General features: G+C 40.4%; 10 protein-coding genes. 4 read left to right on the forward strand and 6 right to left on the reverse strand.

Annotated elements, in window-relative coordinates; translation table 11 throughout:
• Nucleotides 1-5: 5 nt before the first annotated feature.
• The 6 genes from FHW88_RS17735 to FHW88_RS17760 all read right to left on the reverse strand — a co-directional run bounded on the left by FHW88_RS17735 (nt 6) and on the right by FHW88_RS17760 (nt 8,437).
• Nucleotides 6-3,014: a SusC/RagA family TonB-linked outer membrane protein gene (locus tag FHW88_RS17735; RefSeq protein WP_176627310.1), complete on the reverse strand. Its 3,009-nt coding sequence runs from the start codon at nt 3,012-3,014 to the stop codon at nt 6-8.
• Between the two features lie 1,041 nt (nt 3,015-4,055).
• A complete protein-coding gene (locus FHW88_RS17740) occupies nt 4,056-4,304 on the reverse strand; it encodes a DUF6755 family protein (protein WP_090527418.1) in 249 nt (82 codons plus the stop codon).
• A gap of 34 nt (nt 4,305-4,338) precedes the next feature.
• Nucleotides 4,339-4,875: a Rieske (2Fe-2S) protein gene (locus tag FHW88_RS17745; protein ID WP_090527415.1), complete on the reverse strand. Its 537-nt coding sequence runs from the start codon at nt 4,873-4,875 to the stop codon at nt 4,339-4,341.
• Between the two features lie 8 nt (nt 4,876-4,883).
• The gene (locus FHW88_RS17750) at nt 4,884-5,375 is read right to left on the reverse strand and encodes a 4Fe-4S dicluster domain-containing protein (protein WP_354437211.1); all 492 of its coding nucleotides are present in this window, start codon (nt 5,373-5,375) and stop codon (nt 4,884-4,886) included.
• A gap of 104 nt (nt 5,376-5,479) precedes the next feature.
• Nucleotides 5,480-7,696: a molybdopterin oxidoreductase family protein gene (locus tag FHW88_RS17755; protein ID WP_176627312.1), complete on the reverse strand. Its 2,217-nt coding sequence runs from the start codon at nt 7,694-7,696 to the stop codon at nt 5,480-5,482.
• 36 nt (nt 7,697-7,732) lie between these two features.
• Nucleotides 7,733-8,437, reverse strand: a complete 705-nt coding sequence (locus FHW88_RS17760) for a hypothetical protein (protein ID WP_255485366.1) — start codon at nt 8,435-8,437, stop codon at nt 7,733-7,735.
• Nucleotides 8,438-9,064: 627 nt separating this feature from the next.
• On the opposite strand from FHW88_RS17760, the gene FHW88_RS17765 reads away from it, so the two are divergent.
• The 4 genes from FHW88_RS17765 (at nt 9,065) to FHW88_RS17780 (ending at nt 15,963) form a co-directional block, all read left to right on the forward strand.
• Entirely contained in the window at nt 9,065-10,141 is a 1,077-nt protein-coding gene (locus FHW88_RS17765) for a tellurite resistance/C4-dicarboxylate transporter family protein (RefSeq protein WP_090527403.1), read from the forward strand.
• A gap of 376 nt (nt 10,142-10,517) precedes the next feature.
• Nucleotides 10,518-12,191 (forward strand): capsule assembly Wzi family protein, encoded by a 1,674-nt coding sequence (locus FHW88_RS17770; protein WP_176627316.1) that lies wholly within the window; start codon nt 10,518-10,520, stop codon nt 12,189-12,191.
• A 161-nt stretch (nt 12,192-12,352) separates the two neighbouring features.
• The gene (locus FHW88_RS17775; RefSeq protein ID WP_176627318.1) at nt 12,353-14,836 is read left to right on the forward strand and encodes an SLBB domain-containing protein; all 2,484 of its coding nucleotides are present in this window, start codon (nt 12,353-12,355) and stop codon (nt 14,834-14,836) included.
• Between the two features lie 41 nt (nt 14,837-14,877).
• Entirely contained in the window at nt 14,878-15,963 is a 1,086-nt protein-coding gene (locus FHW88_RS17780) for a Wzz/FepE/Etk N-terminal domain-containing protein (RefSeq protein WP_176627319.1), read from the forward strand.
• The last annotated feature ends 1 nt before the right edge of the window (nt 15,964 follow it).

Below are 15,964 nucleotides of genomic sequence, written 5' to 3' on the forward strand. Positions count from 1 at the left end.
TCATATCATAATTCCATTTTTACACCCAGGGTATATGTTCGTGGTATAGGCAGGCCGTAACCGGTATCATAGCCATCATAATTCACCAATTCAGGGTCCTGACCGGTATAAGGGGTTATGGTGAACACATTATTTGCCGTGGCATATACATAAAACCTGGTTAGCTTGATTTTCTTTAAGCGCATTGCTTTGGTTAGGTCATACCCAATGGAAACGGTTCTTAATTTCAGGAATGAAGCATTTTCAAGAAAAAGGTCCTGATCAACGCGATATGGGATAACGGTACTCCATGGGTTATACAGTGGGTATTTGCCGTAGTCTCCGCGTTTTTCCCAAAATGTGATTTCTTTAACAGAGTTTACATCGCTGTTACCTTCCCGGTTAATAAAATCAAACCGGTTGGCCATTTCCTGGTGTATCAGGTCGCGCCCCAGGTTGAAATAGAGATTGACATTTAAATTCCAGTTGCCATATCTGAAATTATTATCATATCCACCTGAAATTTTTGGTAAAGCATGTCCCTTTAATACTTTATCGTTATTATCAATTACGTTGTCGCCATTGATATCACGCCATCTGGGATCGCCGGCATGCAGGGCGATGCCATTGTACTTAAGTGGCTGCCCATTTACAACTGGTATTTCGCTTTCCGATTTATAAATGCCATCATTTACCAGTAACCAATACTGATCAACCGGGCTGCCTACTTTTAAAAGCCTGTCATTAACAATGATTTGATTTAAGCCCCTTGGCAATGCTTTGAGCTTACTGGCATTATGATTTAAATTCAGGGAAGATGTCCATCCAAATTTTGTATTTCGGATGATATTGGCAGATACAGATACATCTATACCGGTATTATTTACAGCCATACCGCTCTCAATCGACTGCTTATACCCATACTCCGCAAAAGCGGGAATACCTATCAGCAAATTCTTTTCCTGTTTCAGGTACCAATCAACCGAAAGGTGCAAACGGTTATTAAGAAAACCGGCATCTGTGCCTATATTAAGCTGATTAGAATATGACCATGGTATGCCATAACCTATCCAACCGGTAGAGTAAGGCCTGGTAAGCACACCAAAAGCGTTATAGCCAGGCACGGTTAAGTTACCGGTATACCCTACCGATGCTGTATATTGAGGACCCTGTGCATAATTATCAAAAGCATTGAGGCGACCGATCCTACCCGCGCTTGCACGTAAAATAAGATCGTTTATAATAGTACTATTGCTCAGCACCTCTTTTTTGATATTCCAGGCCGCAGATAATACCGGCGAATAGAACCAACGGCTGGTAGGTTGAGCGTTTGATGATCCATCTGCGCGTACTGTTGCCGAGAGGAAGTATTTTTCTTTGAATGAATAATCGGTCTTGACATAAAACGAAACCAGGTTATGCTTGATCTTATCCAGAAAACGGAATGTTAACTCGCGTGGAAAGGCTGTTGGGTTGAGATAATTATCGTTGTCAGATCCGTCTGGGTTTTTTGGGTTCGAATCCAGCAGATCTATCTTAATATAGTCATTTACACCTTTGTAGGCATAGGCGTTGCTATATTTATAAATGTCCCATTGGGTTGATTGACCAAGCTCAAAATGGAAATCGTTTACTTTATTTACTGTCAGATCATAGGTTGCCCTGTTATCTGCCATTATCCTTTGGCTAAAGCCAAAATAATTGGAAGCATAGCTGTTGCCCTGCAAAAGCGTGCGCGCATAAAACACATCGCGGTAGCCTTCATTATAATCTAAATTGAAGGTGGTTACGAATTTAAATTTTCCGAGATCGATACCTATTTTGGCATAGCCGTCAACAATATTTGTTTTGTTATTATCGAAGCCTTTTTTGTACTGCGCCAGGTAGTCGGCATAAAATTCTTTGTTTGGTGGTAGCGGGGCGCTGAGATCTGGAAAATAGTTGATCTGGGCAAATCTGTCGCGTAGATATCTGTTTCGTTGCCGCTCAATCCGGTTGGCGTTTACCATAGCCGAAAAAAGAAGCCATTTGATAGGTTTCATATTAATGTTGAACATGGCGCTATATCGGTTTAGCACTGTTCCATCAGCAACACCATTATTCTTCAGATCCCCCAATGAGAAACGGAAGTTAGCACGATCTGTACCCCCGGAAATACCGAAGTTAATACCATAAACTGCAGCATTACGATAGTAAAGATCGCTCCAGTCTGATTTCCCGCTATAAACATTGTTTAATGAATCGCTTAGGTAGATGGGATAGTTCTCATCATCAGAGTATCTGCCATTGGTAGTATAAAGGTCGTAAAAACGCTGTCTGAAAGCATTTTCATACTTACCGTTTATAGTGGTTACATGCGGCCGCTGTGCCAAACCTATATACGAATCAAAAGTGATGCTTTTGGCAGCGATAGGAGTTTTAGAGGTTAATACAATAACTCCATTAACAGCGCGGGGCCCATAAACCGCCGTGGCCGACAGATCTTTTAACACTTCAACCGAGGCTATATTATTCATATCAATACCAGCAAATGGGTTGGTGGCTGTTCCCATCCTGTTATAGTTATATAGCTGTATATCATATGCAAACGGGTGTTCTGTTACAAGCGGAATACCATCCAGTACAACCAGTGGCTGCGATTGGTAAACATCCCTTGGAGAAAGAAGCGGCATGGGCGCCCCTCTCATAAACATATTTTGAACGGTACCGGGTTCGCCCGAAGGTTCCTGTATATACAGCCCTGCAAATTGCCCTTTTAACAATTGCTGCAGGGAAACAGCCGGGAATTTGGATAGATCATAAGGCTTTTTGGTAACACTATCTGCCAGCTTATTATAAAGGGTATGCTTTATAATAATATTTATGCTGTCTTTTAATAATGAATCTTTTGCCGTTGTATCCTTACGGATATAGGTTTTATAAAAAACAGAACGTTTTACTTTGCTTTTTTTACCCTCATTCCCCTTAGCTAAGCCTGTAAGTGCATTTGTGGTTATTGCTGCGAAAACCACAAAGCACAGCCATAAGTATCGCATAATGAATGGATCTTTTAGATTGTAAAATAATTTTTGATTTAACGGGCCATGTGCTTTTATGCCTGCAAACGAGTTATGCAGATGACATGCACCTTTAGATTAAGTAGAATGTAATTCTTTTTCCATAGCGCTGATTTACAAGCGAAAAGAACAGAAATCAAAAATAACCGGCAGGAATATTTTTGATAGCGGCGCATAGTTATACACCCCCGGGTTTGCCATCAAAAATGACCATACCCAAGCGTTCTTTTCACTTTTGGTGATTAGGTTAATTAATAAAATTTTTGATACCTAAAATCTCAACAAGAGATTTTTTCGAAGGATCAACCCTGTCAGATGATGGGCTTCTGAAAGATGTGGTACAGGTAAATCATGTTTTTCATGTCAGTGATATTGGTTAATTTAATGATTACATAAATCTCAAAACAAGCAGTTCAGGTAGCTTAAACGATTAAGTAATAAAGTATTTTTCACAATTGGTTTTAACAAATATAATTAAGAAAAACGTTTTACCAAGTAATATCAAAAAAATAATAAACTTTTATTATTTCAAATAGTAACAATCGATCCCTATTGAAAAAATGACAAAAAAAGTAACAAAAATTTTAAGTTTTTTTACAAACTATCAATAATGCAGCCGGTAAAATCCTGATAAAATGTTAAAAAATCATGCTCCAACCAATTAAAATCAGCCATAAAATGTAAGAATTACATTTTTAGTTAGGTACTGCAACCCACACTTCATATTCTGGCCCGCGGCAATCGGTCTTTTCCTTTCTTTATTTCCATGTTGCTTGTTCACTTTCTGCGAGTTAAGTCCATCAGGATATAAGCTGCACACCGCTTCCCGGCGTCGCCATCATTCACCTTTGGAAATATTAAAACGCGGGGAAATTAGGCCGGACAGACGGACATCCACCGGTAAACCAATCATGTATATATTGATAAGATTGAAAAATTTATAGCCGCCGGAATAGCATACCGAAAAATTAAATAAAAACCGGGCAAAAGATAAAATTATTGTAATGGGGTTATAGCATCTTATTTTGTTACTCTTGGGCCCGAAGGCAAAAAATACAACCAGCCAAAACCGATTAAGAAAAGAATTGATGAGGCGATAAAAGATGGGAAGGCTATATCTGTATTTTTTTCCAATGCGTTATTTAGCGCGGTGTACAATAGCCATACCTGGATACTCACATTTAATATCAGGATCATGATCAATGCCAGCATGAGTGTGTTGGTTTTATTAGGATGTGCCTGATTTTGGGCTTCGCGGAAATTACTCATAACTTAATTATAATGTTTGTAAAGGTTAATGACCTTATGATCTGGATTGACGATTCGGATCTGGTTTGTCGTTATCAGGTTTAAAATCTTTGACGTATACTTCTTCCCCTTTAATCACTACAGTTAAACGGGGTAACGGCCGGGGCGGTGGGCCGGCAAGCACTTCGCCGGTAAAAGCGTCGAACAAGCCATTATGACAAGGACATTCAATTTTTCCGCTGCCGGGTTTATAAAAAACCGCGCAGGATAAATGGGTACATTTTTGTTCATAAGCCCTAAACTCATCATTCTCCATGCGAATAAGAATATAAGGAATAGTACTGCCATTGATCACAAACGAGCGGGTCCCTCCTACCGGAAGTTCGTGCTTCTTACAAACAAAGTGTTCACCTACGATTTTATCCGGTGGAAAAAAATTAGCTTTTATGGCAACATACCCGCTTCCAACGGCCAACCCACCAGATACGAGGCATAAAAATTTTGCAAAATCACGTCGGCTTACCTGGGTAGATTCAAGCTGATAGACCGGAAAATCTTCTTTCCAGTGATTATCCTTTTTATCTGTGGCCATAAATAGTGTCAGTCTATAATTAATGAAGTACTTCCTTTGGGCATCATGATGTTTACTTTGGTGCTCACACTTTCTTTTCCGAAAATAAAATTGTTAACAGGCGTACTGTTCGGGCGCATCTTTGCAATTTCTTCCCTTGTACCATAATACAGTGCCTGTGTTGGGCAAACGGTGGCACACATCGGTTTTTTGCCCGCGCTGGTTCTGTCGTAACACATATTACATTTCATCATCAGGTCATAGGCCTCATCTTTTTTAGGGACGCCGAAAGGGCATGCCATTACGCAGTTTGAACAGCCTATACACCGTGCTGTATTGGCAGTGTGTACTACGCCAAACTCATCTTTCGTTATAGCATCTGCCGGACAAACGTTAGCGCAAACAGGATCGTCACAATGCATACAAACCTGTACGGTGGTTTGTACGGTAACGGCGCGATCAATATAATTGACATGGATCATAGATTCGTGGCCGTTTGTTTCACACTCTGAACAAGCCATTTCACAGGCTTTGCATCCAATACATCTTTGCATATCTACAAAGAATTCCTGTTCTGTTCTGTAATTGGTTACGGGCATATCTTATAATTTCGGGTTACAATTTATTAAATACTCGCATACGCGCCTGACGTCGTTGATGGCGGCGATATAACACCCAAAGGCTTCAGGTTACAGGCGCAAACTTTAAACTCCGGGATTTTTGATACCGGATCAAGTGTTGCCGGTGTAAACTGATTTGCCGACTTTTTGCCAGGCCAATGGTAAGGCAAAAAAACAGTGTCGGTGCGGATAGTCTCTACAATATTGGCAGGAAACTCATCTGTACCTCGACGGGTAGATACCTGCACCAGTTCATTTTGTTTAATTCCATATTTCCGGGCAAGTTCCGGGTGTATTTCTAATTTGGGTTCAGGATACAAATCAACCAGTTTACCTATCCTGCGGGTTTGTGTTCCGCTCAGGTATTGTGATACAACCCTGCCGGTTGTTAATATTACCGGGTATTCTTCATCTGTAATTTCACCAGGATCCCGGTAAGTCACCGGGTTAAAGTGGGCTTTGCCGTCGGGAGTCGCAAATTTTTTATCTTCCCATAAGCGCGGCGTACCCGGATGATCCAAAGTAGGGCAAGGCCAGAAAACGCCCATTGTGTCTTCAATTTTTTGGTAAGTAATACCATAATAATCCGCAGTGCCGCCTTTTGAAGCAACCCTTAACTCATTGAATAACTCTTCGCTGTTACGATAAGTGAATTTATCTTCGGCACCAAGTCTTTTTGCCAATTCCAATATAATGGATGTATCGCTGCGTGCATGTCCCGGCGGGTTCACGGCTTTGCGGATCCGAACTACACGGCCTTCGGCGGTAGTAACCGTTCCTTCCTCTTCTTCCTGTAACGATCCTGCCAGAATAATATCAGCATGACGGGCGGTTTCATTCATAAAAAAATCAATGCAAACATAAAACTCCAGTTTCTCCAGCGCTTCGCGCACATAATTATTATTAGGCAGAGAAACCAACGGATTAAAACAAATAGATAGCAGCCCTTTTACTTCGCCCCGGTGAATGGCCTCAATAAGTTCGTAGGCGGTGTAGCCTTTGCCGGGCATATCTTTTTCATCAATCCCCCAAACCCCGGCTATATACTTTCGGTGTTCAGGATTGGTAATATCACGATTTCCCGGCAGCTGATCACATTTGTGGCCATGCTCTCTCCCCCCCTGTCCGTTTCCCTGGCCTGTAATAGTACCATAGCCGCAATATGGCTTACCAATACGGCCGGTTGCCAGGACAATATTGATACAGCCAAGCACATTATCTACACCTTTTGAATGATGTTCAATACCTCTGGCGTGTAACAAAAAGCTTGTTTTTGCCTTGCCCCACCATTGTGCTGCCAGTTCAATTTTCGCTTTTTCAATACCGGTAATTTCTTCGGCCCATTCCAGCGTGTAGTCCTTAACAGCTGCCAATGCCTTATCAAAATCTGTGGTATGGTTGTCAATAAAATCATGATCGAGCATATCATGATCGGCCAGGTATTTAAGTATTGCGCCGTACAAAGCGGAGTCGGTTCCGGGCCTAACCGGTAAATGCAAATCGGCGGTCCTGGCCAGTGGAATTACCCTGGGGTCAACCACGATTAATTTTGCCCCATGGTCCCGCGCACGCCAAACCCAGTGTGTTAAAGTCGGAAAGGTTTCGCTGATGTTAGCGCCCGCTACAATAATCACTTCTGCCTTCTCCAGGTCGGCATACGTATTTGAGGTACGGTCGAGTCCGAAAGCTTTTTTATTGCCGGCTCCCGCGCTAACCATACATAAACGACCATTATAATCTAAATTGGCGGTTTTCAATGCTACCCGCGCAAACTTACCCATCAGGTAGCTTTTTTCATTGGTAAGCGAAACTCCCGACAGCACAGAAAAAGCGTTCTTCCCGTATTTTTCCTGTATCCGTTTTATTTCGGCCACGGTTTTATCCATCGCTTCATCCCAGGAAACCGGAGTAAAGCCTACGCCTTCATTGCGTTGCAAGGGCTGTAAAATCCTGTCTGGATGATTGTTCTGCATATATCGTTGTACGCCTTTTGGGCATAAACGTCCCTGGTTAAAAGGAAACTCCTCCCAGGGGTCAAAACCAACAACTTTATCATTTTTAACCAGTAGCTTTATACCACACTGCATTCCGCAGAAACAGCAATGCGTTTTTACCGCTTTATCCGGCTCATCACGGCCGGCAAAACCTTCGCGGGGAGGATAATTTAAATGCGGGCCAAACTGTTCTATTAGCTTTTCGGGCGAAACTGGTAAATGGGCCATAAATTTGTATTCTATGTTAAATTACTACTGCGTCAATTAACCGAAAAGGTTACCTCCATTTTGCTGCCTGGCCTTAAGATGAGCCATTGCCAACCTTGAGCGCTTCCCCTCGGGGCTCAGATCAAGGTGCGATGTTCCATCCTCAAGTGTAAAGTCAAAGCCTAATTCTTTGGTTACAATTTTCAAGTCGTTTATATGCAACTGAGTAGCAAATTCCTTGTGGGTATGAGGGCATATCGCCATACCCCTTTTTATGCCTTCCTTTTTGTAAATATGAGCGCCTATTTGGGCCGGCCGTTGTATAATATGAAAAAACTTACCAAAGGGAATCCAGATAAGAAACATAATAACTGTTATAGCATGGGTTACGGCCATATAATCATATGCAATGCCTTTCATATATTCATAACCATAGCTCAAGCCCAGGCCGGTAACAGCGATAGCTAAAAGCAGTATTAACGGCAGCAAATCACCCTCAAAAGTTTGCGTGGCAACTAAACCGGCATTAGTGAGGCGACGACGCATAAATATCAATACGCCGGCAATAACTAACCACGAGCACCAGTAAAGGGCCTTAAAAATCACAAAAGCCACAAATGAACCAAGTGCAAATTCAAACATTTTGAATCCGAAGAAATGGGCTTCATACATGTGCACACTTGAGGGGTTTATACTCGTGGCGGGGTTCATGGTAAAATTTATCCAGCCAAAGGTTAACGGAAAAGTAACGCAGAAAGCCATTGTGCAACCTGTTGCCATTAAAAAATGGCCTATCCACCGGCTCCGTCCGCGGGGATAAATAAACTTTTGGAAGCCAATATTTTGTATAAACTCTTTTGCAAATGAAATAACATGTAAAAATATCTTCCCTGTAAAAAAAAACTGAAAGGTGCGCTTAAAATACATCCAGGTAGGTGGCCGTTGCAACCATACGGTATATCGGTAAACTATTCCGAAAAAAGCGAACACAGTTCCGAATAAATAAATAATTAATGCGGGGTCGAAATTTTGAAGCTTACGTGAGCCATAAAAAACGAACGAGATTAACAATAAGGAAACTCCTGTAGCTATAAATAGGGCCTTTTTATTAAGAGACATATCCATCTGCTAATTGTATTACGAAGTATGATAATTGCCGGTTTCACTAAGCCGGATTAGATTTTCACCAAAAATATACAGCTATTTCTGATGCGGGTTTTCCAGGTTTCTGTTTGTTATTATAATATGCCGTGGCTATTATAAAACATTTAAAAATACAAAAAAAACAGTTTCTTGTATCGGTTTTAATTACATTAGACTATATTCTTCAATAATTACCTTTTATTAATGCCTCTTTATCTCCTGTTATCATAAACTTATTACGAAAATATGGAAGTTCAGCATACAGCACTACCACCTAAACCAGGCGAACCGATTACGGGCCACTCACTCCAAACTTTTTTTCCGGGTTACTTTGCTTTGGTAATGGCAACCGGGATAGTTTCGGTTGGTGCCTTTTTATATAATATGAAACAGGTTGCCAACATCTTGTTATGTGCTAACGTTATTTTTTATATTGTGCTTTGGGCTGTGCTCATATTCCGGGCAATTAAATACCCTACAGATGTATGGAAAGATATAAGCAGTTCCTCGCGTGGAGTTACTTTTTTAACCATTGTTGCCGCGAATAATGTTTTAGGGAACCAGTTTGGCTTAATGACCTCCTATAAAGATGTAGCCATTTTTTTATGGGAATTTGGCATCGTACTCTGGGTGATGATTACTTACACCTTTTTTATTGTGATCACCGCCAAAGAACCTAAACAAGGAGTGGAAGCGAGTTTAAGCGGTGCCTGGCTGCTCATTGTCGTAGCCACCGAATCTGTAGCTGTGCTGGGGGCTATTATTGCCGGTGAAATGGTTCATAAAGATGTTATTATTTTTATATCGTTTTGCGCTTTCCTCATTGGTGCAATGCACTATATGGTATTTATATCGTTAATTATATACCGCTGGCTTTTTATAAGCATGAAAGCGGAATTGCTAACCCCTCCATATTGGATAAATATGGGTGCCGTAGCCATCACCACGCTGGCGGGTTCTCGTTTATTGATGTATTCACATAATCATGAATGGATAAGCGGCATTAGCTATTTTTTACCCGGGCTCACGGTTTTTTTCTGGGCGTTTGCCACCTGGTGGATCCCGATCCTGTTTTTACTACCTATATGGCGGCATATCATACAAAAGGTTCCTGTGAAATATGATCCCCAATATTGGTCGCTCGTTTTTCCGGCCGGTATGTACGCCGTCGCTACCTTTAATTTTTCCAAGGCGCTTGATCTCCCGTTTATCCTGCCCATTTCCAATATCTTTATTTATTTTTCAATTACAGCATGGGTGATTGTTTTTGCAGGAATGTTAAGAGAGTTCATCCGTTTTTTGTATTCAGAAAAGAGCCTTTAAATATTTCAAAAACTTAAGTATAAAGGCATTGCTTTATTCTAAACTCAAAAGCAACGGAAAGGTAAACAATCAATAATAGTTAAAATCTGTTTTGGAAAAAGCGGCTAAGATTGTCCGGAGTTTTTTATTTAAAGGTCATTGTAATGTTTTGGCATAATTAACCGTATTGGTAATCAAATTGTATTTTTTTTATTAAACTTTAAAAAAGGTTTTGAAATTTCAAAAAAAAGCCGATAATTGCCATCGAAATATCAGAAAACCCGAGCTATTGATTAAAGATTCGCATCTGGATACGATGCACCGGTCAATATTAACAGAAAGATATTTTAATATTACCATTTGGTTAATTTATTAGTTTCCTAAACCTTTCTTTTTGATGAGCATCCGTATAACTATCCGATCCTTATATATTGTAATTTTACTATCCTTCACTGCTGCGTTAAAAGGCTATAGTCAAACCATACCAGTTGGAAGCTATGCTGAGGAGCTATTACGCAGGGATCAGGTAGCAGGAAATACAAACAGTACATCATCACTTGTTATCAGGCCATTAGCTTCAACTATTGCTGATCCTGCGCTTCAGCCATTAATTTCGAGCCATGAGTATATAAAATTCAATTTCATGGGCATGCCATCGGGTTTACGCATCCTTCCGTTTAACTGGTTAAATGAATACAACGTGAACCGTCCCTTTGGCTACAATAATTCCTCATTGTATCCCAATGCAGGCTATCAAAGCATGCTTAGTGGCGGCTTTTGGTTAAAAGCCGGAATTCTCAACGTACAGATAAGACCTGAGCTGGTTTACGCGCAAAATAAAAACTTTTCAACTTTTGCAGATGTACAGGCCCGAAACAATTCGCCGGCACTCATGGGTGCTTATTTTGGCCAAATCAATGGTATTGATGCACCCGAACGATTTGGTACATCTTCTCTAAAACATCTTTATCCCGGGCAATCAAAAATCACTTTGACGTATAAAAGCATTGAAGCCGGCGTATCTACAGAAAACTTGTGGTGGGGACCAGGAATAAGAAATTCAATCATGATGAGCAATTCGGCCCCTGGCTTTTTCCATTGGACCTTTAATTCAACCAAACCCGTTAAAACACTGGTTGGCTCATTTGAGTGGCAGATCATAGGAGGCAACCTAAAACAATCGGGCTTTGCACCAGACGATGTAAGCAAACTTATATACGGCAGCAATTTATATAGCCCCAAACCTAAAGTTACAAGGTATATTTCGGCCTACAGTGTGAACTGGCAGCCTAAATGGCTAAAGGGTTTATACCTTGGCCTTTCCGCTTATGACTATCTTGACAAAGACTCTCTTTATCATAATAAAAACATTATCCGTAAAGTAATTCCGGTTATTACCGGCTCTTCACTTAAGGCGAATGACATCAACAACGGACAAAACGGCGACCAACAGGATTTTGCTTACGCACTCAATATCAGGCAGCTGCTACCTTTATACAAAGCTGAAATTTACTTTGAATGGGCTCGTAACGACCGCACCGGAAGTATTTCTGACTTTTTACAGGAACCCGAGCATTCATCAGCATATACCTTTGGCGGACGCAAACTGTTTGAACTTAGCCGGGGAGGCTTTATCCAAATTAAATCGGAAATAACACAGTTGCAAAGAGCGCCAACCTATTTGCTGCGCGACGAACCTTCATGGTATATCCATTCGCAAAGCCCGAGAGACGGTTATACCAATTATGGCAGATACATAGGTGCCGGAATCGGGCCGGGTGGAAACAGTTTTATTTTTGATATAAGTTACCTCAAAAATTACAACTCATATGGCCTTATGCTGGAAAGACAGTTACATAACAACGATCTGTATTACCAGGCTTTTACTGAAGCCAGAATAAGCAATCTTCACTGGGTAGATCTTGCAGGTACATTTTATGCTAATCATAAATTTAAAAACTACCTGCTCTCGGCCGAAGCTACGCCTGTTTACACATTGAACTATGAATACAGAAATGGTTCGAGCTTTAATTTACATGCCAAGATTAACTTTACTTATTTTTTTAATTAATGAACAATTTTAGCCCATTTTTTTAGTTTATCGATCAACAAACCAGTTATACTACAAATTAAAAAAATCACTTTACCCCCTGAAATGGGAAATTGGTTTACTTTTGCAGAAAATATTATCATTTATTGGAGTGCTATTTTATACTCTGATGACTTTCACACATGAACAGACTTCGCTTTCTTATATTTTTAATTGCTGTACTCAGTTTCGGAGCAGTTACTAATATTACCGCCCAAACCAACTTACAAAACATTTCCTCAATTAATGTCGACGATATTTCAGATCAGCAACTGATTCAGCTGTTACAGCAAGCTCAAAAATCAGGATTAACCGACGCTGAGTTACTACAGCAAGCTCAAAGCCGGGGAATGTCAGCCGCACAGGTTCAAAAGTTAGAACTTCGTATAAAAAAATTAAGGACCAAAAGCAACGAATCATCCAATACCAGACCCGATTCGACACTTACACAGCAAGGAAGGCAACTTAATTATAAACCAGATACTACTGATACCCTTTACACCAATAAAGATTTATTTGAAAGCTTAAAGCCCAAAATTTTTGGCGCCGATATTTTTAAAAATAAAAACAGTTCATTTGAACCCAACCTTAAACTGGCTACCCCTTTAAATTATATTGTTGGGCCTAATGACCAGCTTAACATAAATGTTTACGGCAGCTCGTTGGTGAACTGGAAACTGGAAGTATCGCCCGAAGGAAACATAAACATTCCGGGGGTTGGCATTTTAAATGTTGGAAGTAAAACTATTGAACAAGCTACGGCCTTGATAAAAAGCAGGCTTGCAGCTAACAACTATGCGGTTGGCCGCGGTACAAGCGTACAGGTTACCCTCGGTAATATCCGGAGTATCCAGGTAATTATCATAGGGCAGGTAGCTAAACCGGGCACTTATACCCTGCCCTCTCTCGCTACCGTTTTTAATGCATTATATATGGCAGGCGGCCCCAACGATAATGGTAGTTTAAGGCAGATAGAGGTGATTAGGAATAACCGCATTATCAGGCACCTGGATGTTTATGATTTTTTGTTAAAAGGCGATCAGAAAAACAACATTACCCTACAGGATCAGGACATTGTACGCGTACCAACGTACCGGACCAGGGTGCAGCTTGTTGGTGAGATTAAAATACCCGCCTTGTTTGAAGTTTTGCCGGGAGAAAGCCTGGATAACATTATAACTTATGCCGGTGGTTTTACTGATAGCGCATATACTGCCAGGATCAAAGTATCGCAGGTAAGTGATCAGCAGCGCAAAATAACGGATGTGTTGGAAGCCGATTATAAAAACTACATTCCGTTAAGGGGCGATAAGTATACTATTGAATCTATTATATACCGGTTTGAAAACCGGGTAGTAATAAAAGGAGCGGTTTTCCGGCCTGGTGATTATGAACTGCAAAGCGGGTTAACACTACTGCAGCTAATTGACAAAGCTGCGGGATTAAAAGAAGACGCTTTTACCGAACGCGGTACAATTACCCGCCTAAAGCCGGATAACAGTACCGAAATAATGGGATTTAATGTTAAGGACGTTATCAATAAATCTGTAAATATCCCCTTGCAGCGTGAAGATATTGTTAACATCTCATCCATATTTGATTTAAGGGATAAATACACCGTTACTATTAATGGTAATGTAAGGAAACCAGGAAAGTTTGCTTTTTCAGAAAACATGAAAGTAGAAGACCTGATTTTAAAAGCCGGCGGTTTTGCCGAAGGCGCAAGTACAAACCGTATTGAAGTAGCCCGGAGGATAACCGATGCCGATCCTTCATCTAAAAACAGTTCAGTATCGCAGGTTTTTAGCGTTAATATTGACGGTAAACTAAAACCGGCAGACGCTAACTTTGTGCTTACCCCCTTTGATATTGTTTCGGTATATAGCCTGCCCGGATATGAAAAGCAAAAAACAGTAAAGGTTGAGGGCGAAGTTTTATACCCTGGCTCCTATACCATCAAAAGTAAAAACGAAAAAATATCCGACCTGATTGCCAGGGCTGGCGGGCTTACCGCCTCGGCCGATGCAGCGGGTGGTTCGCTAAAACGCGATAATTTTGCAATACTGGGTATCGATAAAAACAAAGCAGATACTGCATCAGTAAATGCTGAACGCTCGGCCCGGATCAACAGGTTAAAACAATCATACAAAGATTCGACGAAAACCACCACCGATACCGTACAACAAAGAAATAATTATGTTGGTATTGAGTTGGATAAAATTTTAAAGTCTCCCGGATCAAAAACAGATTTGCTTTTGGAAAATGGCGATGTTATCAGGGTGCCAAAGCAACAGCAGATTGTTCGTGTTAACGGCCAGGTACTTTACCCAAGCGCCGTGGTATTTGACAAATCAAAATCATTTAATGATTTTGTTTCAAATGCTGGTGGTTACGGTCCCGATGCGTTAAGACGTGGTGCCTATGTGGTTTATCCAAACGGAACTGTAAAAGGCACACGTAAATTCCTGTTTTTTAATAACCATCCTTCGGTGAAACCGGGTAGCGAAATATATGTTCCTAAGAAATCTGAGGGTAAAGGCAATACTGCTCAAACAATTTTAGGATTTACTACAGGGCTGGCTTCATTAGGTGCTATTATTTTGGGGATCTTAAGTTTGAATAAATAATTAATATCAATAGAAATTTTTCGGCTTAATTATGTTAATTAATGGAAACTAACCCACATAATAGTACAGTTTCAAGTCAATCAGCGAACGATATTTCACTTGCCGATCTTGTTAAAAAAATCAAAAGCTTTACGCAATATCTTCGCAGTAAATTATTACTGATAGTTTTGACCGGGTTACTGGGCTTAATCTTAGGCCTTGTATATAGCATATTAAAAAAGCCCCAGTACACGGCTGTTTATACCTTTGTGCTTGAGGAAGAAGAAAAGGGCGGTGGACTTGGCCAATATGCAGGTTTGGCATCATTGGCAGGTATTGATGTAAGCGGCGGTGCCAGCGGAATTTTTCATGGCAATAACATACTTGAGCTTTACAGGTCACGTAACATGATTAGTAAAACCTTGTTAAGCACAGTCATATTTAACGGCAAACCACAAAAGCTTATTGACAGATATATCGAATTTAATGAACTAAGGGAAAAATGGGATGATAACCCCACATTAAAAAACATCAGCTTTAATGGAAACCCAGATTCATTTAGCCGATTACAAGATAGTATTATCATTGATTTGACAAACACTATAAATAAAAATGTCCTTAAAGTTGACAAACCAGACAAAAAGCTTAGCATTATAGAAGTTGCCGTATTTTCAAAAGATGAGTTATTTGCAAAAGAATTTGCCAATAATATAGTTAATACAGTAAACAGTTTTTATGTGTTAACAAAAACTAAAAAGCAGCTTCAAAATGTAACTATACTTCAAAAGCAGGCAGATAGTGTCAAATCGATACTTAACAGCTCTATTGTAGGTGTTGCTTCCGCGGCAGATGCTTCACCAAATGCAAACCCGGCATTATCAATTTTAAGGGTTCCATCCCAGCGCAGGCAGGTTGATGTTCAAACAAGCACCGCCGTTTATGCCGAAATGGTAAAAAATCTTGAATTATCTAAAATTCAACTCAGAAAAGAAACGCCGCTTATTCAAGCCATCGATACACCGGTTTTACCTTTAATGGTAAACAAACTGGGTAAAATCAAAGCCTCAATACTGGGTTTTATGGCCGGTATCTTTTTGGCTTGCATGGGAGCTGCTTTTAAGAAAATTTCCACTAAAATGATAGATTAAC

This window comes from Mucilaginibacter sp. SG538B, assembly GCF_013376065.1.
GTDB lineage: Bacteria > Bacteroidota > Bacteroidia > Sphingobacteriales > Sphingobacteriaceae > Mucilaginibacter > Mucilaginibacter rubeus.